The sequence below is a fragment of the Streptomyces sp. NPDC002588 genome, assembly GCF_040295925.1.
GTDB lineage: Bacteria > Actinomycetota > Actinomycetes > Streptomycetales > Streptomycetaceae > Streptomyces.
Genome location: NZ_JBEOWF010000015.1, coordinates 19,439 through 37,569 on the forward strand (window position 1 = coordinate 19,439; position 18,131 = coordinate 37,569).

The 18,131-nt window shown below is 70.4% G+C and carries 21 protein-coding genes; 8 read left to right on the forward strand and 13 right to left on the reverse strand.

What is annotated here, in order from left to right:
• Positions 1 to 48: 48 nt before the first annotated feature.
• Positions 49 to 1,479: a pyruvate kinase gene (gene pyk, locus ABT057_RS18695; protein WP_352344164.1), complete on the forward strand. Its 1,431-nt coding sequence runs from the start codon at positions 49 to 51 to the stop codon at positions 1,477 to 1,479.
• Positions 1,480 to 1,574: 95 nt separating this feature from the next.
• Here pyk and ABT057_RS18700 read toward each other — a convergent pair whose 3' ends face one another.
• The 4 genes from ABT057_RS18700 to ABT057_RS18715 form a co-directional block, all read right to left on the reverse strand.
• On the reverse strand, positions 1,575 to 2,903 hold the full coding sequence (locus ABT057_RS18700) for a hypothetical protein (RefSeq protein WP_352344165.1): 1,329 nt from the start codon (positions 2,901 to 2,903) through the stop codon (positions 1,575 to 1,577).
• The gene (locus ABT057_RS18705; protein ID WP_352344166.1) at positions 2,893 to 3,516 is read right to left on the reverse strand and encodes a DUF6114 domain-containing protein; all 624 of its coding nucleotides are present in this window, start codon (positions 3,514 to 3,516) and stop codon (positions 2,893 to 2,895) included. Before ABT057_RS18705 ends, ABT057_RS18700 begins: the two co-directional genes overlap by 11 nt.
• Positions 3,517 to 3,647: 131 nt before the next feature.
• Complete coding sequence (locus tag ABT057_RS18710; RefSeq protein WP_352344167.1) at positions 3,648 to 4,304, reverse strand: DUF6230 family protein; 657 nt, start codon at positions 4,302 to 4,304, stop codon at positions 3,648 to 3,650.
• Positions 4,305 to 4,954: 650 nt separating this feature from the next.
• Positions 4,955 to 5,932, reverse strand: a complete 978-nt coding sequence (locus ABT057_RS18715) for a tetratricopeptide repeat protein (RefSeq protein ID WP_352344168.1) — start codon at positions 5,930 to 5,932, stop codon at positions 4,955 to 4,957.
• A 250-nt stretch (positions 5,933 to 6,182) separates the two neighbouring features.
• Between ABT057_RS18715 and ABT057_RS18720 the strand changes: the two genes are divergently transcribed.
• Entirely contained in the window at positions 6,183 to 6,800 is a 618-nt protein-coding gene (locus tag ABT057_RS18720) for a TetR/AcrR family transcriptional regulator (RefSeq protein WP_352344169.1), read from the forward strand.
• 65 nt (positions 6,801 to 6,865) lie between these two features.
• Here ABT057_RS18720 and ABT057_RS18725 read toward each other — a convergent pair whose 3' ends face one another.
• The 3 genes from ABT057_RS18725 to ABT057_RS18735 all read right to left on the reverse strand — a co-directional run bounded on the left by ABT057_RS18725 (position 6,866) and on the right by ABT057_RS18735 (position 8,814).
• Complete coding sequence (locus tag ABT057_RS18725) at positions 6,866 to 7,204, reverse strand: DUF3817 domain-containing protein (protein ID WP_352344170.1); 339 nt, start codon at positions 7,202 to 7,204, stop codon at positions 6,866 to 6,868.
• Positions 7,205 to 7,248: 44 nt separating this feature from the next.
• On the reverse strand, positions 7,249 to 7,758 hold the full coding sequence (locus tag ABT057_RS18730) for a MarR family winged helix-turn-helix transcriptional regulator (RefSeq protein ID WP_352344171.1): 510 nt from the start codon (positions 7,756 to 7,758) through the stop codon (positions 7,249 to 7,251).
• Positions 7,759 to 7,824: 66 nt separating this feature from the next.
• Entirely contained in the window at positions 7,825 to 8,814 is a 990-nt protein-coding gene (locus ABT057_RS18735; RefSeq protein WP_352344172.1) for a matrixin family metalloprotease, read from the reverse strand.
• A 138-nt stretch (positions 8,815 to 8,952) separates the two neighbouring features.
• Between ABT057_RS18735 and ABT057_RS18740 the strand changes: the two genes are divergently transcribed.
• Together ABT057_RS18740 and ABT057_RS18745 are read left to right on the forward strand one after the other, a co-directional pair.
• Positions 8,953 to 9,714: a hypothetical protein gene (locus tag ABT057_RS18740; RefSeq protein ID WP_352344173.1), complete on the forward strand. Its 762-nt coding sequence runs from the start codon at positions 8,953 to 8,955 to the stop codon at positions 9,712 to 9,714.
• The gene (locus tag ABT057_RS18745) at positions 9,711 to 10,352 is read left to right on the forward strand and encodes a TetR/AcrR family transcriptional regulator (protein WP_352344174.1); all 642 of its coding nucleotides are present in this window, start codon (positions 9,711 to 9,713) and stop codon (positions 10,350 to 10,352) included. Before ABT057_RS18740 ends, ABT057_RS18745 begins: the two co-directional genes overlap by 4 nt.
• A 34-nt stretch (positions 10,353 to 10,386) precedes the next feature.
• Here the strand turns inward: ABT057_RS18745 and ABT057_RS18750 are convergent, their stop codons facing one another.
• From ABT057_RS18750 to ABT057_RS18760, 3 genes are read right to left on the reverse strand one after another with little or no spacing between them, the layout of a single operon-like run.
• Positions 10,387 to 10,995: a nucleotidyltransferase family protein gene (locus ABT057_RS18750; protein ID WP_352344175.1), complete on the reverse strand. Its 609-nt coding sequence runs from the start codon at positions 10,993 to 10,995 to the stop codon at positions 10,387 to 10,389.
• A gap of 4 nt (positions 10,996 to 10,999) precedes the next feature.
• Positions 11,000 to 11,302, reverse strand: coding sequence for an MTH1187 family thiamine-binding protein (locus ABT057_RS18755; protein ID WP_352344176.1), 303 nt, complete (start codon positions 11,300 to 11,302; stop codon positions 11,000 to 11,002).
• Positions 11,299 to 11,643, reverse strand: coding sequence for a DUF3817 domain-containing protein (locus ABT057_RS18760; protein ID WP_352344177.1), 345 nt, complete (start codon positions 11,641 to 11,643; stop codon positions 11,299 to 11,301). Before ABT057_RS18760 ends, ABT057_RS18755 begins: the two co-directional genes overlap by 4 nt.
• Before the next feature lie 179 nt (positions 11,644 to 11,822).
• Between ABT057_RS18760 and ABT057_RS18765 the strand changes: the two genes are divergently transcribed.
• The 4 genes from ABT057_RS18765 (at position 11,823) to ABT057_RS18780 (ending at position 14,498) form a co-directional block, all read left to right on the forward strand.
• The gene (locus tag ABT057_RS18765) at positions 11,823 to 12,455 is read left to right on the forward strand and encodes an AIM24 family protein (RefSeq protein WP_352344330.1); all 633 of its coding nucleotides are present in this window, start codon (positions 11,823 to 11,825) and stop codon (positions 12,453 to 12,455) included.
• Position 12,456: 1 nt separating this feature from the next.
• Entirely contained in the window at positions 12,457 to 13,107 is a 651-nt protein-coding gene (locus tag ABT057_RS18770; protein WP_352344178.1) for an AIM24 family protein, read from the forward strand.
• Complete coding sequence (locus ABT057_RS18775; protein ID WP_352344179.1) at positions 13,104 to 13,916, forward strand: AIM24 family protein; 813 nt, start codon at positions 13,104 to 13,106, stop codon at positions 13,914 to 13,916. Before ABT057_RS18770 ends, ABT057_RS18775 begins: the two co-directional genes overlap by 4 nt.
• Before the next feature lie 105 nt (positions 13,917 to 14,021).
• The gene (locus ABT057_RS18780) at positions 14,022 to 14,498 is read left to right on the forward strand and encodes a MarR family winged helix-turn-helix transcriptional regulator (protein ID WP_352344180.1); all 477 of its coding nucleotides are present in this window, start codon (positions 14,022 to 14,024) and stop codon (positions 14,496 to 14,498) included.
• A 17-nt stretch (positions 14,499 to 14,515) separates the two neighbouring features.
• Here ABT057_RS18780 and ABT057_RS18785 read toward each other — a convergent pair whose 3' ends face one another.
• The 3 genes from ABT057_RS18785 to ABT057_RS18795 all read right to left on the reverse strand — a co-directional run bounded on the left by ABT057_RS18785 (position 14,516) and on the right by ABT057_RS18795 (position 18,084).
• Complete coding sequence (locus tag ABT057_RS18785; RefSeq protein WP_352344181.1) at positions 14,516 to 15,709, reverse strand: MFS transporter; 1,194 nt, start codon at positions 15,707 to 15,709, stop codon at positions 14,516 to 14,518.
• 172 nt (positions 15,710 to 15,881) lie between these two features.
• Positions 15,882 to 16,838 carry a methylmalonyl Co-A mutase-associated GTPase MeaB gene (gene meaB / locus ABT057_RS18790; RefSeq protein ID WP_352344182.1) on the reverse strand — a complete coding sequence of 319 codons (957 nt, stop codon included), beginning with the start codon at positions 16,836 to 16,838 and terminating at the stop codon, positions 15,882 to 15,884.
• Between the two features lie 34 nt (positions 16,839 to 16,872).
• Entirely contained in the window at positions 16,873 to 18,084 is a 1,212-nt protein-coding gene (locus tag ABT057_RS18795; protein ID WP_352344183.1) for an acetyl-CoA C-acetyltransferase, read from the reverse strand.
• Positions 18,085 to 18,131 lie beyond the last annotated feature (47 nt).

Sequence of the window (18,131 nt, forward strand, 5' to 3'; positions counted from 1 at the left end):
CCGCCAGACGGAATATTCCGTAGCGAAACAAACCGATAGGATCGCCCCATGCGCCGTTCGAAAATCGTCTGTACTCTCGGCCCCGCGGTCGACTCCCACGATCAGCTCGTCGCGCTGATCGAAGCCGGCATGAACGTGGCCCGCTTCAACTTCAGCCACGGCACGCACGCCGAGCACCAGGGCCGTTACGACCGGGTCCGGGCCGCGGCCAAGGAGACCGGCCGGGCCATCGGTGTCCTCGCCGACCTCCAGGGCCCGAAGATCCGTCTCGAGACCTTCGCCGAGGGCCCGGTGGAGCTGGTGCGCGGTGACGAGTTCACCATCACCACCGAGGACGTCCCCGGCGACAAGACGATCTGCGGGACGACGTACAAGGGTCTGCCCGGTGACGTCTCGCGCGGCGACCAGATCCTGATCAACGACGGCAACGTCGAGCTGAAGGTCCTGGACGTCGAGGGTTCGCGGGTGAAGACGATCGTCATCGAGGGCGGTGTCATCTCCGACCACAAGGGCATCAACCTGCCCGGCGCGGCCGTCAACGTACCGGCGCTCAGCGAGAAGGACATCGAGGACCTGCGGTTCGCGCTGCGGATGGGCACCGACCTGGTCGCGCTGTCCTTCGTGCGCGACGCCAAGGACGTGGCCGGCGTCCACCGGGTGATGGACGAGGAGGGCCGCCGGGTCCCCGTCATCGCCAAGGTGGAGAAGCCGCAGGCGGTGGAGAACATGGAGGACGTCGTGATGGCGTTCGACGGTGTGATGGTCGCCCGTGGCGACCTCGCCGTCGAATACCCGCTGGAGCGGGTCCCCATGGTGCAGAAACGTCTGATCGAGCTGTGCCGGCGCAACGCCAAGCCGGTGATCGTGGCGACCCAGATGATGGAGTCGATGATCACCAACTCGCGTCCGACCCGCGCCGAGGCCTCCGACGTGGCCAACGCGATCCTGGACGGCGCCGACGCGGTCATGCTGTCGGCGGAGTCGAGCGTGGGCGCGTACCCGATCGAGACCGTGAAGACGATGTCGAAGATCGTCACCGCGGCCGAGCAGGAGCTGCTCTCCAAGGGACTGCAGCCGCTGGTGCCGGGCAAGAAGCCGCGTACGCAGGGCGGTTCGATCGCGCGGGCGGCGTGCGAGATCGCCGACTTCGTCGGCGGCCGGGGCCTGGTGGCCTTCACCCAGTCCGGTGACACCGCCCGTCGGCTCTCCCGCTACCGCGCGAGCCAGCCGATCATCGCCTTCACCACCGACGAGAACACCCGCAACCAGCTGGCGCTCAGCTGGGGTGTCGAGTCGCACGTCGTGCCGTTCGTGAACAGCACCGACGAGATGGTCGACCTGGTGGACCAGGAGATCGCCAAGATCAGCCGCTTCAACCCGGGCGAGACCGTCATCATCACGGCGGGCTCCCCGCCCGGCGTCCCCGGCACCACCAACATGCTCCGCGTCCACCACATCGGCGAGGAGGGCCGGGGCTGACGCCCTCCGCCTCCGTCACACCACTGAGGGCGCCCCCTGCGACAGGGGGCGCCCTCAGCTGTTGTGCGGCTCCCGAACGGGTTCTGGGGGGCGGCTCAGGTCGTGTACTGGTGGAGGCCCGGGACGGTCAGGTTGCCGCCGAACTGGCCGGCCTGCTGGACCTTGACGTTCGTGAAGTAGATCAGCGGGATGTTCAGCGGCGGCGGGTTCTCCGGGGTGAACGTGACCGGGATCAGGCCGAACAGGTTGCCCGAGATGCTCTCGGTGTACATGACCGTGTCGCCGCCGGTGATCGTGGAGGTCGTGCCCGAGCCGGCCTGCACGTGGTACGTCTTGCCGGACAGCTTGTCGTTCACCGTCTGGTGCAGGTCTCCGATGTCGGTTCCGCCGGAGATGACGTACTTCAGCACTTCCTTGGTCTTGCCGCCGCCGGTCTTGACCTTGACGATGCCCTGGTAGTCGGCGCCCTTGAGGAGCAGCGAACTGGCGTTCAGGTACCACGGGTCGTCGGGCAGCGGGAGCTTGTTGTCGATCCCGCTCTCGTCGTCCGTGGCGACCGGGCAGTCGTCGACGTCCGTGGTGGAGCTCGCGGAGGGGCTCGGCGAGGAACTCGCGGAGGAACTCGGCGAGGCCGTGGCGTCGTCGGCCGCCTCGGAGGCCGTGTCGGCCGCGTCGTCGACGGTGTCCTCGACCGTGTCGGTGACCTTCTGGGTGGTCTCCTTGACGGTGTCCGAGGAACCGGACGAGCTGTCCTTGCCGCTGTCGTCGGAGGCGGAGGCGGAGGCCGAGGGGCTCGGGCTGGCGCTCGCGGTGGAGTCGGAGGACGACGAGGTGCTGTCACCGTCGAAGAGGTCCGTGAGGGCGTCGCCGATGGTGTCCAGGACGTTCTTGCTCGTCTCGGAGGCCGAGGGACTGGCCGTCGCGGTGTCGTCGGAGGACGACGACGTCGACTCCCCGGTCGCGGACGGCGAGGGCTCGGCCTTGTCGTCGGAACCTGAATCCGACGAACTCGACTTGTCCGACGACGAGGACGACGAGGTGTCGTCCGAACCGCTCTTGGCGTCCTTCGAGGTGTCCGTGGAACTGTCGGAGGACGTGGAGTCGTCCGTGGAGTCGGCCGACTCGCTCGCGGACGCGGAGGGCGACGCCGAGGCCGACGCGTCGGCGGTCATCGCCGCGACACAGTCCTCGTACTCCTCGGCCGTGAGGCTGCGCGAGGTCGGGGTGTCGTCCGCCTGGGCGAGCGTCGGCGTGAACCCCATCCCCATGAGGACGGCCGTCGGCATCGCCGCCAGGGCTATCGCCTTGCCGGCCGGCATGTGGAATCTTGCGAACAGCGGCTTTTTGGGCGCCGCATGGCGCGGCCCGGTTCTCACACGGGACGTGTCCACGTCCGTCCCGTGGGTCACCTCGTCAGCCGACACTGTGCCTCCCGTTCGCCCCGTTCGCCGGGCTCGTTCCTGACAGATCGTTCGGCTCGCCCACCCGGTCGCCGGCTCCGCCGAGGTCCGTCCCGCCGTCGTGCTTGGAGAGGTCGGTGGTCGCGTACCCGGACCCGTCGGCCTGGAGCGGGTCCGTGACCGCGCCCTCGGGGGCGCCGCCCTGTCCCTGCGCGTCCTCCTGCACCGCCTGCGGCTCCGGCGGCGTGCCCGGTGCCCACGCGATGGCCATGGCGCCGCCGATCATCCCGAACAGGAAGCCGACGATGAAGCCACCGAAGTTGGAGACGGGCAGCGACACCAGCGCCAGCAGGATCGCCGCCACGCCCGCGAAGGTACGGATGTGCTTCTGGAACCAGAGACTGATGCCCAGGACGACCAGCAGGACTCCGATGATCAGCGAACCGGCACCCGCGGTGGTCGACATCGCAATGGTCAGGTGACCGATCTGGAGATGCGCGTACGGGAAGTACATGATCGGGAAACCGGCGATCAGGACGAACAGTCCCGCCCAGAACGGCCTCGTGCCCCGCCAGGCGCGGAACTGCAGCCTCCGGCGAGTGAACTGACCCGGTGCGGCAGGAGTCTCGGCGCTCATGGAAAACAGCTCCCTGGTGCGGCGTTGCTGTAGTGAGGGTTTACTGCGGTGTGTGTGGGGGGTGTGTGCGCAAGCGCGGTGAAGCATGACGGGCGGGGGTGCCCTCGGCTCCCCCGCCCGTCACCGGGTGCCTAGTAGCACCCCTTGGAACCGGCCGCCAGCGACATGTGCAGGCCCGGCAGGGTGAAGGTTCCGGCAGTGGTGGCCCACGCCGTCTGCTTCACGTCGTAGAGGTCCGCCGAATCGGCCTGCTGGGAGAAGCCGTGCGCGTAGGTCTGACCCTTGCTGACCTCGTCGCTCTTGGGCTTGGGACCCTTGGTGATGCTGCTCGCATCCACACCGATGTCGATGCCGTTGAAGACGGCCTTCGACGTCTGCAGGTCCTCGACGTCGATGTACAGGTTCGAGGCCGAGACCTGCTTGTCCTCGTCACTGCTGTCGCCCGCCGACAGCGTCAGCGTGACGCTGCCGAGCAACGGGATGCCCGGGGTGGTCACCGACTGGCACATCTTCTGGATGCGAGCCGAGTTGAACGCCGACACCGCGACGGGGTGCAGGGTCTTCTCCCCGGAGAGGGTGTACCCCGAGTCGACCGCGCCGTACTGCGAGAAGCCGTCACCGTGGAGGTAGTCCGCGCTCACCTTGAACGACTGCCCCGACACACTGAACGACGCGGCGAGCGCACCCTGTGCGAGGGCCACGCCTATCGCTGCCGTGGCGGCAACGCTGGGCACCATCACCACAGCGAACCGCTTCCATCTGGTCCCGCCACGCACCTGGGACTCCATATTTCCTCCTTCTCGGACGTACATCTCCTGGCCCCGGCTCGCCCCACATATGCGGCGGCTCAGCCGGACAGGGATGGGAGAAGTGCTACGTCCTCGGGAAGGGGAGCGCCTGTCCCGGAGGCGCGAACCGCGCACCGATCACCGGCGATCACCCCCGAGCGACAACCACTGGTCGCGCCTGACACGCATCACGCACAACCTTGCTGGACAGGCTTCACCGAACGGCGAAGACCCCCCTGTCCAAGAGCCGGCGTCCTGTGCCGTCGGCTCTGCTCGGTGGGGACCCAGGAAAACCCGTTGACCCAACCGGCTGTCGGGGTACGGGAATGGACCGAGCGTGGCCGATCGTGGTCCATTCTCGCCGCCCGCACAAGGGGGTTCGTTACTCGCTAGTAACGGCCGGATAACCGAACAACGACCCAGAGGTCTCGGGCGGCGACACAGGGTGGCAACAGGGCCCGGAACAAAGCAGTTGATCGGTGGACAGAATCCGACAGATCAACGGCCTGGTCTTACTTCCAGTAACAGCGGCCGCGATTACCAAGATTTGGTAAAGCGCGGCCGCAGTCGAACCATGTCGGCAGAACTTTCACTCGGGAACCACATGCCCCGACGTTTAGCGACTGGTCAGCACCGGGCCCCTGGCCGGATCAGAACAGCGCCCGCGCCAGCGCCCGTCGGGCCGCCGCGACCCGGGGGTCGTCCGGCCCTACGACCTCGAACAGTTCGAGCAGCCGCACCCGTACGGCATCCCGGTCGTCACCGGCCGTGCGCCGCACGGTCTCGATGAGCCGCCCGAAGGCGTCCTCGACATGACCGCCCACCAGATCCAGGTCGGCGGCGGCGATCTGCGCCTCGACGTCCGCCGGCTTCTCGGCCGCTTCCTTGCGCACCCGCTGCGGATCCATACCCCCGACCCGCTGCAACAACTCGGCCTGCGCCAGGCCGAGTTTCGCCTCCGTGTTCGCCGGGTCGGCGGACAGCACGTTGCGGTACGCCTGCACCGCGCCGCCGAAGTCCCCCGCGTCCAGGGCCTGTACGGCGGCCTCGAGCAGCGCGTCGTACGGCCCGGCCGCGGCGGCGGCCGGCTCGGCGCCGCCCGCGGGCTCGGCGTCGGGGTCGACGGTGAGCCCGGTCAGCCCGAACCGCTCCTCGGCGACCTGCACCAACTGGTCGAGGGTCTGACGGATCTGCTGCTCCCCGGCGGCCCCCTGGAAGAGGGGCAGCGCCTGCCCCGCGACGACGGCGAACACAGCGGGGATCCCCTGCACCCCGAACTGCTGCATCAGCATCTGGTTCGCGTCGACGTCGATCTTGGCGAGCAGGAAGCGGCCGCCGTACTCGACGGCGAGCCGCTCCAGGACCGGGCTCAGCTGCTTGCAGGGCTGACACCACTCGGCCCAGAAGTCGATGACGACCGGCACCTCGGCGGAACGCTGCAGGACCTCTCGCTCGAAGCCCGCCTCATCGACGTCGATGACGAGATCGGCCGGGGAGACGGCACCCGGGCCGCCCCCTTGACGGGCCGCTTCGGCGCGCGCCTGCTCCGCCTTCGCCTTGGCCTCCTGGGCCGCCTTCACCGCGGCGAGGTCGACGACTCCGCTCATGGACATGTTCCGTGGCTGCATGCGTCTATCCTCCCCCGTCCGCGCGCGTACGTGAAAAGCGTTCCGAAAGCGTTCCTGCCCAGGCGCCGGGGTCCCCACCCCACACCCGCGGTCGCGGCTCTCGATACGTCCGTCCCGAGACTCGCCGCATGCTTTCGCTACGAGTCGTAGCGTAATGGCACCGAGTGCCTCCGCACCAGCGCCTCCCCGTGATCTCCCTCACGGCGACGGAGTCTCCGATAGGCCGCGAACCGGCGGTTATGGTCGGGGAATGCAGAGCCGCACCCCCGTTTGCCGTACCGGCCGTCCGCGCAGTGCCGCCGCGGACGCCGCGATCCTGGCCGCGACACGGGAGGCGCTGGTCGAACTCGGCTGGTCGAAGCTGACCCTCGGAGACGTGGCCACGCGGGCCGGGGTGGCGAAGACGACCCTCTACCGCCGCTGGGCCGGCAAGAACGAACTCGTCGTCGACGCGGTCGCGGAACTCTTCGCCGAGCTGGAACTCCCCGACCGGGGCAGCCTGGCCGCCGACATCGAGGGTGTGGTGCTGCAGTTCGCGGCGATCCTGGCGCTCCCCGAGGCGCGCAGCGGCCTGATGGCGGTCGTCGCGGAGTCCACCCGGGACGACGCCCTGCGCGAACGCATCCGCGCCTCCATCGTCGAACCCCAGAAGCACCTCGTCCTGGAGGGCCGCACCCGGGCCCAGGCCCGCGGCGAGCTCCCCGGGGAGACCGACCCGGACCAGGCCGCCCGCACCGCCGACCTCATCTTCGACGTCGTCGCGGGCGCGGTCGTCCACCGCACCCTGGTGAGCGCGGAACCGGCGGACGAGGAGTGGGTGCGGAGTTTCACGGGCGTACTGCTGCTGGGACTGGCGGGCGCGCCCTGAAACGGCCGGGTCCGTGAACGCGGCCGTGCAAGACCGCACTCATGTGCGTGCGTGCGGTGGTGGGGCTATGCCTTGACGGGTGCCGGCGCCTGGTCGGCGACCTTGCCCTCCAGCTCGCGGGAGATGCGGCGCTCCACGAAGAAGGCGGCCGTGGGGACGGTCCCGGCCAGCAGGACCCACAACTGCTTGCCGACCGGCCACTTGGCCTTGGAGCCCAGGTCGAAGGCGAAGACCAGGTAGACGACGTAGAGCCAGCCGTGGGCGATGGCGACGACCCGGGTGAAGTCCGCGGCTCCGTCGACGTCCAGGCCGTACTTGGCGATCATGCTCAGGCACAGCAGGACCAGCAGGACACCGGTGACGTAGGCCAGGACGCGGTAGCGGGTCAGCACGCTCTTTTTCATGCCGACGAGCGTAACCGCCGGTTTTCGGGGGATCTTGCCCGGGGCTACCGGTCCTCGAAGTCCCGTGCCGCGACCCGCAGCGGGCGCAGCATCGCGAAGATCTCCTCGCACTCCTCCGCGTCGTACACCCCGAGCCCGAAGTCCATCGCCATCAGGTCGCGGGTGGCCGCCTCGACGACCTCTCGACCCTTGTCGGTGATGACGGCGAGGGTGCCGCGGCCGTCGTTGGGGTTGGGCCGTTTGGCGACCAGGCCCGACTTCACCAGCCGGTCGACGGTGTTCGTCACCGACGTGGGGTGCACCTGGAGCCGCTCGCCGATCTTCGACATGGTCAGCTCGCCCTCCTTGGAGAAGGTGAGCAGCACCAGCGCCTCGTACCGGGCGAACGTCAGCCCGTACGGTTTGACGACGGCGTCGACCTCGGCGAGCAGGATCTGGTGCGCGCGCATGATCGAGGTGATCGCGCCCATGGACGGCACGCTGCCCCAGCGCTGCTTCCAGAGCTCGTCGGCGCGCGCGATGGGATCGAAGGGAAGACTGAGCGGCTTCGGCACGAAACCAGACCCTACCCGCCGGTCATATCCCGGTCAGCCCCATCTCGGTCTTCGGTCGCCCGGCGCTCAGTAGAGGCTCCGCAGGCCGAGCACGTCTCCCTTGCCGAGGGTGCGGGCGGTGGTGGAACAGGCGAACGAGTTCGCGAACATGGTGAGGTTCTCGTGGCCGGCGCCCGCGTGACCCAGGCCGAAGACATGGCCGGCCTCGTGGGTGGCCACGCTGCGAAGGTCGTAGGCGTCGTCGCAGTCCCCCGAGGGGTCGTCGGTGAAGGTGTAGTCGTGGATGTTGAAGCGGACGTCGGCCTCGAGCAGCCGGTCCGGGCCGTGGGCGACGGGGCGGCTCCACGAGCAGGTGGTGGCGACGGAGTCGGCGCTGAGGTCTCCGGCGTCCCAGACGCTCAGGCCGTCCCGCGCGACGCAGCGGGCCCGGTGGTCGATGCCGGCCTCGTGACCGGTGGCGGCCAGGAACCGTGCCTTCGCCCTGATCCTGTCGTCCAGGCCGCAGTTGTTGCGGCCGCGGATGATGGTGGCGATGGCCTCCTGGACGATCAGGCGGACCTCGTGGCGGGGCAGGTCGCCCGGCTGGGGGCCGTCGCCGATGAACCACCGGTACGTGCCGTACTCCTTGCGGCCGGCCCTGGAGTAGGCGGTGTCGGCGCAGGGTGCGGGGGCGTCGGAGCGGCTGCCGACGGCCTTACTCGCGTGTGCTTCCTCCTCGTAGGTGTACGACACCGTGCCGTCGCCGTCGACCGCCAGGGTGAAGCCGTGGGCCCGGCCGTCCACGGTGAGGGCGTCGACGCTGACCTTGGTGCCGGGTTCGGGGACCGTGACGCCGGAGCCGGCATGGGTGACCACCCGGCCCACGGCGCCGCAGCGGGTCGCGGACGACCCGGCGGGCAGGTCGTCGACGGTCAGCTCGCCGGGGGCGAGCACGCACGCCTGGCCGGGGTGGTCCGCACTCGTGTGCGCATCGCCCCCGGACGCCAGGAACGCCAGCGAGGCCGCCAGCAGCGCGGCGGCCGAACAACGTTTCATCACACAGGACTTGATCGACACCGGGAGAGATTAGCCAACCCCCGGGGGCGCGAAACCCTCCGTTCGGTCGCCTGATTGAGCGACCGCTCAAACAGGTGTACTTTGCCTTCGGGCTGCTTGAGCAGTCGCTCAAACACCGGTCCGACCTGGGGTATTCAGTTGAGGCTCTACAGAGAGACCCGAATCCGCGCCGACCTCGACGACGTGTGGGCGCGTGCACAGGACCCTGCCCGGCGCCGGCGGTGGGACCTGCGTTTCACCCGGATCGAGCACCTCCCGCGCGCGGAGGGCGAGCCCCAGCGGTTCCGGTTCGCCACGCGCGTGCTGCCGTTCCTGACCATCTCCGGCACGGGCGTCTCGGCGGACGACGGTGAACGCCCGGACGGCACCCGCACCTCCGCCCTGCGCTTCGCCTCCCCGCACCCCCTCTCCCTGCCGGCCGAGGGCCGCGGCTACTGGCGGGCCGTCCCGGACGGCGACGGCGTCCGCCTCCTCACGGGCTGCGACTACCGCACCCGCTGGGGCGTCCTCGGCGCGCCCGCCGACCGGCTGCTGCTGCGCCCGCTGGCGGGCTGGGCGACGGCCTGGTCGCTCGACCGGCTGCGGCTCTGGCTGGAGCGGGGCATCACCCCGGAGCGGGCGCTGCGGAACTGGCTCGCGGAGATCGCCGTACGCGCGTGCGTGATCGCGTTCGCGGTGACCGGCCTGGGCCTCGGGCCCCTCGTCGATCTGCTCGGTCTGCTGGGCCCGTTCGAGGCCTGGCTGCTGTACGGGTGCCCGCTGCTGCTGAGCGTCGCGGTGTGCGTGGCGCTGTTCAAGGCACCGCTCGCCGGCACCCCGGCGGCCCGCCGCTGTGTGCGGGAACCGCTGGTCCAGGCGCGTACGCCCCGGCTGTTGCGCACCCTGGAGAGCCCCCTGTGACGAGCACGCCGGACACCAGGACCAAGCTGCTCGAAGGCACCCTGCGCACGCTCACCGAGCACGGCATCGCCAGGACGTCGGCGCGTACGGTCGCGGCGGCCGCCGGGGTCAACCAGGCGCTGGTCTTCTACCACTTCGGCTCGGTCGACGAGCTGCTCGCGGCGGCCTGCCGGTACGGGGCGGAGCGCACGGTGGCCCGCCACCGTCCCCGCTTCGCCGCGGTCACCTCCCTGACCGAGCTGCTCGCGCTGGGACGCGAGATCCACGAACAGGAGCGCGCCGAGGGCCATGTCGCCCTCCTCGGCCAGCTCCTGGCCGGGGCCCAGACCCACGAGGCCCTCGGGCCGGCCACCGCGGCGGGCCTCGACCTGTGGATCGTGGAGATCGAGCGGGTCCTCGACCGCGTCCTCACGGGCACGCCCTTCGGCGAGTTCACCGACCCGGCGGGCCTGGCCAAGGCGGTGGCCGCGTCGTTCGTCGGCATCGAGCTGTACGAAGGCGTCGACCCGGCCGGCGCCACGGCCGCGCTGGACGCCCTGCAGCAACTGGGCGTGCTGGTCGCCGCCCTGGAGGAACTGGGTCCGGTGGCCCAGCGGGCGGTACGCCAGTACCTGCGCCGCGCTTCCGGCCGCCGCTGAGCGGGGACCGGTGCCCGCCGAAGCGGGCCGGTGCTCAACGCCCCGCGGGCCACTCCAGAACGGTCAGCTCGGGCCACTGCTCACGCCACCGCGCGGTCTTCGCCTCGTACACCGCGCGCGGGGCGAGCACCGGGTTGGGCCGGACGACGAGGCCGAACACGTCGGAGAGCCCGTGCGGGGCGTAGACCCGCCAGCGGCCGTCGGGCTCGAGCCGCACACCGAGACAGCAGGTGGTCGCGGCGAAGGAGTCGATGGCCGCCTCGGTGGAGGTGTGCGGGGCGCACGGCACGCCGAACTTCTCCTCGTACCAGAGGTGGACCCGCGCCTCGTTGCGGATCTCGACCTCGGCCGGCAGGCCGGCGAAGGCCTCGCGGCCGGCCCGGATCACCGCGTCCTCGGCCGCCCAGGTCAGGTCGCCGTCGTCGAAGTAGAAGACGTCGTAGTCCTTGATGCCGGCCTGCGGGGGCCGGTCCGTGACCACGTTCCAGACCGTCTGGAACAGACAGCCCGCCGTGACGTACCACCCCGGCAGGCCCAGTGCGGCCGTGCGGCGCAGGACCTCCAGCAGGACGTCGTTGCGGCTCAGCACGGTGCGGAGGGCGGCGAGCTGCTCGTCCAGGGGAAGGCGGCCGAGCGCCCGCACCTCGCTACTCCCCCCGCTCCGCCAGGTGCCGTTCCACGGTCTCCAGCTTCGAGGTCAGGCCGTCCGTGACGCCGGGGCGGATGTCGGCCTTGAGGACGAGGGAGACACGCGGGGCGCGTTCCTCCACGGCGGCGACGGCGCGCCTGACGACGTCCATGACCTCGTCCCACTCGCCCTCGATCGAGGTGAACATCGCGTCGGTGCGGTTCGGCAGGCCGGACTCGCGGACCACGCGGACGGCCTCGGCGACGTACTCCCCGACGTCCTCGCCGACGCCCAGGGGTGTGACGGAGAAGGCGACGATCATGCGTTCACGACGCCTTCCTTGCGGGCGCGGGAGGCGATCACCGCGTCCTCGGCCTCGCGGCGCAGCTTGCGCTCGGCGAAGAAGCCGCCGGTGGGCAGGACGGAGAGGACGAAGTAGAGGGCCGCGGTCTTCGAGGACCACTTCGCGCGTTTCCAGGCGTCCGCCCAGAAGAGCACGTACAGGACGAACAGCACGCCGTGGACCGCGCCCATGACGGGAACCGCGTTGAATTCCGTGGTCCGCTTCAGCACCGAGCAGACGAGCAGGACGAGGAAGGAGATGGCCTCGGGGGCGGAGACCAGGCGGAGGCGGTTGAGGGCGGAGGCTGTCTTGAGGTCCACGGGGGGTCACCTTCGGGGTCTGGACGAACCGTTCGTTTGTGAACGCGCCGTTTGTGAACACGCGCACAAGCGTTCCGCCATTGTGGCAAACGATCCACCTAGGGGTGCGGTCAGGGTCGTTCTCCACCCTCAGGTGCTGTTCCGCGCACCCGTGTGGCCGCTACCTTCGCAGCGTGGCGATGTTCCGACTGCAAGGCAGCAAGGTGCTCGCCGTCGACATGACCGGCGACACCGTGAAGGCGAAGAACGGCTCGATGGTCGCGTACGACGGGCAGATGGCCTTCAAGAAGCTCAGTGGCGGCGGTGAGGGGATCCGGGGGATGGTGACCCGGCGGCTCACCGGCGAACAGATGACCGTGATGGAGGTGAGGGGGCAGGGCACGTGCTGGTTCGCCGACCGTGCCTCGGAGATCAACCTCGTGAGTCTCCAGGGGGACAAGCTGTTCGTGGAGTCGAGCAATCTGCTCGCCACGGACTCCGGGCTCAGGACGGGGACGAGCTTCACCGGCCTGCGCGGAGCCTCCCAGGGCAACGGTCTGTTCACGACGACCGTCGAGGGACACGGCCAGGCGGCGATCACTTCCGACGGTCCGGCCGTGGTGCTGCGGGTCAGCCCGCAGTACCCGCTGACCGTCGACCCGGGCGCGTACATCGCGCATCAGGGAAACGTCCGGCAGTCCTTCCAGTCCGGTGTGACCTTCCGCACGTTCCTGGGTGAGGGCGGCGGCGAGGCCTTCCAGATCCGCTTCGAGGGGGACGGCCTCGTGTACGTCCAGCCGAGCGAGCGCAACACGATCGCGGGGGATGTGTGACATGGCCTTCCGTGAGATCAACTCCAAGATGGTCGAGGCGACGGTCGTGCCGGGGCAGCGGCTGTTCAGTCAGCGCGGCGCCATGCTGGCGTACCGCGGCGAGGTGTCCTTCACGCCCAACATGCAGGGCGGCCAGGGCGGTGTGATGTCCATGATCGGCCGCCGGCTGGCCAACGAGGACACTCCTCTGATGACGGTCGAGGGCAGCGGTACGGTCCTGTTCGGGCACGGCGGCCACCACGTCCAGGTCATCCGGCTCACCGGCGACACGCTGTACGTCGAGGCGGACCGCCTCCTCGCCTTCGAGGGCACCCTCCAGCAGGGCACGATGTTCCTGGGCTCCCAGGGCGGCGTCATGGGCATGGTCCGGGGCCAGGTCAGCGGCCAGGGCCTGTTCACGACCACCCTGAAGGGGCAGGGCGCGGTCGCCGTGATGGCTCACGGCGGGGTCTTCGAGATCCCGATCACCCCCCAGCGTCCCGTCCACGTCGACCCCCAGGCCTACGTCGCCCACCACGGCGACGTACGCAACAAGCTGTCGACCGCGCTGGGCTGGCGGGACATGGTGGGCCGGGGCTCCGGCGAGGCGTTCCAGCTGGAGCTCAGCGGCAGCGGTGCGGTGTTCGTCCAGGCGTCGGAGGAGAAGCTGTGAGCACGTACGGGGCTCCGGGCGCGGGCCCGACGGTCTACGACCCGATGACCCTGCCGGTCGACGACAACGTCAACAAGTACACCTTCTGCGTGGAGCTCAAGGGGAGCCAGTGGTTCCTGCAGAAGGGGAAGATGATCGCCTACTACGGCTCGATCGACTTCAACGGCGTCGGGCACGGCCGGCTGGACCGTCTCGTGCGGACGTCGTTCCATTCGCCTCTGCACGCGAGCGACTGGGTCGTGGCGGAGGGCTCGGGCAAGATGCTCCTCGCCGACCGGGCCTTCGATGTGAACTCGTACGACCTGGACGACGGCAATCTGACCATTCGCTCGGGCAATCTGCTCGCTTTTCAGCCAAGTCTGTCCCTCAAGCAGTCGATCGTGCCGGGATTTCTGACGCTGATCGGAACCGGCAAGTTCGTGGCCGCGTCCAACGGCCCGGTGGTGTTCATGGAGCCTCCGATCCGGGTGGATCCGCAGGCACTCGTCGGCTGGGCCGACTGCCCGTCCCCGTGCCATCACTACGACCACGGGTACATGACAGGCGTGATGGGCGGTCTACGTGCACTGACGGGCCTCGGCGGGGCCTCCGGGGAGGAGCACCAGTTCGAGTTCGTGGGTGCGGGCACGGTGCTGCTGCAGTCGAGCGAGACCCTCATGGCCGAGCAGGCCACAGGGGTGGTTCCGCACGAGCCGGGGGTGCCCGGCGGCGGAGGGATTCCGGGCGGTTCCGGGGGGCACGGAGGCCAGAGTGGCGTACCGCGCCTTCCCGGACAGCTGGGGGACCTCCAGCGTCGCTTCGGGCTGTGAGCGGTAGTCTGCGGAGTGTGACATCGAACGCGTGCACACCGTCACAACACACCGCAACACCACCCTCACTAGTTCACCTTTCAACATTTTAGGTAGACTTCTTTCATGGAGACCGAAACGGCCACACGCTGGCTGACCGATGCGGAGCAGTGCGCCTGGCGCACCCACCTGGAGGTCAACAGGCTGTTGACGTACCAGCTCGAGAAGGATCTGCAGCCCTTCGGCCTGACGATGAACGACTACGAGATCCTGGTGAACCTCTCCGAGTCGGAGGACGTCCGGATGCGGATGAGCGATCTCGCGTCCGCCACTCTCCAGTCCAAGAGCCGCCTCTCGCACCAGATCACCCGGATGGAGAACGCGAACCTGGTGCGCCGGGAGAACTGCGAGTCCGACCGACGCGGCCTCTACGCCGTGCTGACCGAGCACGGCATGGAGACGATGATGAAGGTCGCGCCCCACCATGTGGCCTCCGTGCGGCGCCACTTCATCGACCTGCTCCCCCCCGAGGCCCTCACGGACCTCAGCGGCTCCCTGAAGCCCATCGCGGAACACCTCCGCGGGCAGCGGGGACGCCCGTAGACGGCGACCCGCCTCCGTCAGGCCAGGGGCACGAGTTCGCTCGTGCCCCTTCGCGGCCTCCGGGTGACGGCCGCCGCCGCGGCCAGCGCCACCGCCCCCGTCAGGGCGAAGCACACCCCCACCGGCAGCCGTCCGGCCAGCGCCCCGGCGGCCGCCGTGCCGGCCGTGCTGCCGGCGTTGACGGCCGTGTTGACCCAGGCCCCGGCCCGCACCCGGGCCTCCGCCGCGGCGGTCTCGTCGGCCATCAGATACGCGGTGGTGATCGTCGGCGACACGAAGAACCCGACGGCCGCGACGGAAAGAGCCAGTGTCACGAGCCCGGGCGCCGTTCCCGCCGCGCACACCGCCAGGCCGAGGCACGCCGTCGACGCCGACAGCCGTGCCCCGGTGGAGGCGCGCCAGGCGACGGCCCCGTTGAGGAGCCCGCCGACGGCGCTGCCGGCCGACAGTCCGGCCAGCAGCCAGGCCGCGGCCGAGCCGCCGTAGCCGTGGTCCTCGGCGAACGCCACGGTCAGCAGGTCGACCACGCCCAGCGTGAGTCCGACGGCCGCGACGGCGGTCACCGGCCGCCGCAGCCCGGTCAGGCCGCCCCCGCCCCGCCGCGCGGTGCGCTTCCCGGACGGCGTCTCCCGCACCGCGGGCGACGACGCGAACCCGGCGATCCCCACGGCCATCAGCACCGCGCCCAGGAGGATCCCGGCGGCCGGCGGGGCGAACCCGACGAGGACACCGACCAGCAGGGGGCCGGTGACGAAGAGGAGTTCCTCGGCGACCCCGTCGAGGCTGTAGGCGCGTTGCAGCAGCGCCCGGTCCGGGGTGATCCTTCCCCATACGGCCCGCATGGTCGGTCCCAGCGGCGGACAGCAGCACCCGGCGGCCGCGGCGAGGGGCGCCAGGACGAGCAGGGACGGCCGCGCGAGGGCGAGGACCAGCAGACCCAGCAGCGCGAGGTAGGCGGCGGTCATCGGGGGGAGCGCGCGCCGCGGGCCGTACCGGTCGACGAGGGCCGCGCGGGCCGGCGAGAGGAAGACGGCGGTGCCGCCGAACAGGGCCATCACGCTGCCGGCCGACGTGTAGGAGCCGGTGGTCCGGGTCACGGCGAGCATCAGGGACAGCGGGACGACACCGTACGACAGTCTGCCGACGAGGGCGGCGGTGAAGGTGCGGCGGGCGTGCGGGACGCGCAGGACGGCCGCATACGAAACGGACATGAGGAGTTCCTCGACTCATGGCGATGAAAAGCGAAAGCGAAAAGGGGACGCCTGATCGCCGCGACCGCGGCGGCCGGCTGCCGCTCCGCGGTCGCGGGCCCGGGCGGGCCCTATGCCAAGAGGAGGAACATGCGGATCAACATATCAGCGGGGCACGCGAACTGACGAGGAATCAGCCTTCCGTGAGGCCTGCCACCAGTTCGTCCGCCGCGCGGTAGGGGTCCAGTTCGCCGGCGACGATCCGCTCGGCCAGCGCGCTCAGCCGGCGGTCTCCGTGCAGGTCCCCGATGCGTTCGCGCAGGGCCGCCACGGCGATCGCCTCGACCTCGTGGGCGGCGCGGGAGCGGCGGCGCTCGGCGAGGACGCCGTGCTCCTCCATCCACGCGCGGTGCTTGTCCAGGGCCGCCACGACCTCGTCGACGCCCTCGGAGCGGGAGGCGACGGTCTTGACGACCGGCGGACGCCACTCGCCGGGGCGGCGGGACTCGCCGAGGCCCAGCATGTGGTTCAGTTCGCGGGCGGTGGTGTCGGCGCCGTCCCGGTCGGCCTTGTTGACGACGTACACGTCGCCGATCTCGAGGATGCCGGCCTTCGCGGCCTGGATGCCGTCGCCCATGCCGGGGGCCAGGAGGACCACGGACGTGTCCGCCTGGGAGGCGATCTCGACCTCCGACTGTCCGACGCCGACCGTCTCGACCAGGATCACTTCGCAGCCCGCCGCGTCCAGGACGCGGATCGCCTGCGGGGCGGACCGGGCGAGGCCGCCCAGATGGCCGCGGGTGGCCATGGAGCGGATGTAGACGCCGGGGTCGGAGGCGTGGTCGGACATCCGGACGCGGTCGCCGAGCAGGGCGCCGCCGGAGAAGGGCGAGGACGGGTCGACGGCGAGCACACCGACCCGTCTGCCCTGCTTGCGGTACGCCGTCACGAGCGCGGAGGTGGAGGTCGACTTGCCGACGCCCGGGGAGCCGGTGAGGCCGACGACGTAGGCGTTGCCGGTGAGCGGGGCCAGCGCCGCCATGACCTCTCTGAGCTGCGGGGACGCCCCCTCCACCAGGGAGATCAGCCGGGCCACGGCCCTGGGCCTGCCGTCCCTGGCCTGGGCGACCAGCGAGGAGACGTCCTGCATCACTGCTCCGTTCGGGTGAGGGCGGACCGCGGGCTCAGGCCTTGGGCACCCGCACGATCAGCGCGTCGCCCTGGCCGCCGCCGCCGCACAGCGCGGCCGCGCCGGTGCCGCCGCCGCGACGCTTGAGCTCCAGGGCCAGGTGCAGGACGAGGCGGGCGCCGGACATGCCGATCGGGTGGCCGAGGGCGATCGCGCCACCGTTGACGTTCACCTTTTCCGTGGACACGCCGAGGTCGTTCATTGACTGGACCGCCACGGCGGCGAAGGCCTCGTTGATCTCGATGAGGTCCAGGTCCCCGACGCCCAGGCCCTCCTTCTTCAGGGCGTGCAGGATGGCGTTGGACGGCTGGGACTGCAGGGAGTTGTCCGGGCCCGCGACATTGCCGTGGGCGCCGATCTCGGCGATCCAGGCGAGGCCCAGCTCCTCGGCCTTGGCCTTGCTCATCACGACGACCGCGGCGGCGCCGTCGGAGATCTGCGAGGAGGTGCCCGCCGTGATGGTGCCGTCGCGGGTGAACGCCGGACGCAGCTTGGCCAGGGACTCCGCGGTGGTGTCGCCCCGGATGCCCTCGTCCTTGCTGAAGACGACCGGCTCGCCCTTGCGCTGCGGGATCTCGACCGGGGTGATCTCGGCCTCGAAGACGCCGTTCTTCTGCGCGGCGGCGGCGCGCTGGTGGGACAGGGCGGCGATCTCGTCCTGCTCGGGGCGCCGGATACCGAGGCGCGTGTTGTGCTTCTCGGTGGACTCGCCCATGGCGATGTTCTCGAAGGCGTCGGTGAGGCCGTCGTGGGCCATCGCGTCGAGCATCTCGATCGCCCCGTACTTGTAGCCCTCGCGGGACTTCGGCAGCAGGTGGGGGGCGTTGGTCATGGACTCCTGGCCGCCCGCGACCACGATGTCGAACTCGCCGGCGCGGATCAGCTGGTCGGCGAGCGCGATGGCGTCGAGGCCGGACAGACAGACCTTGTTGATCGTGAGCGCCGGGACGCTCATCGGGATGCCGGCCTTGACCGCGGCCTGGCGGGCTGGGATCTGGCCCGCGCCGGCCTGGAGCACCTGGCCCATGATCACGTACTGCACCTGGTCGCCGCCGATCCCCGCGCGGTCGAGGGCGGCCTTGATCGCGAAGCCGCCGAGGTCGGCTCCGGAGAAGGACTTCAGCGAGCCCAGCAGCCGTCCCATGGGCGTACGCGCGCCCGCGACGATCACCGAGGTCGTGCCGTTGGAACCAGTCGATCCAGTCATGAGCTGCGATTCCCCTTACCGGCCTGCACTGGCCGAGGAGTGAACGA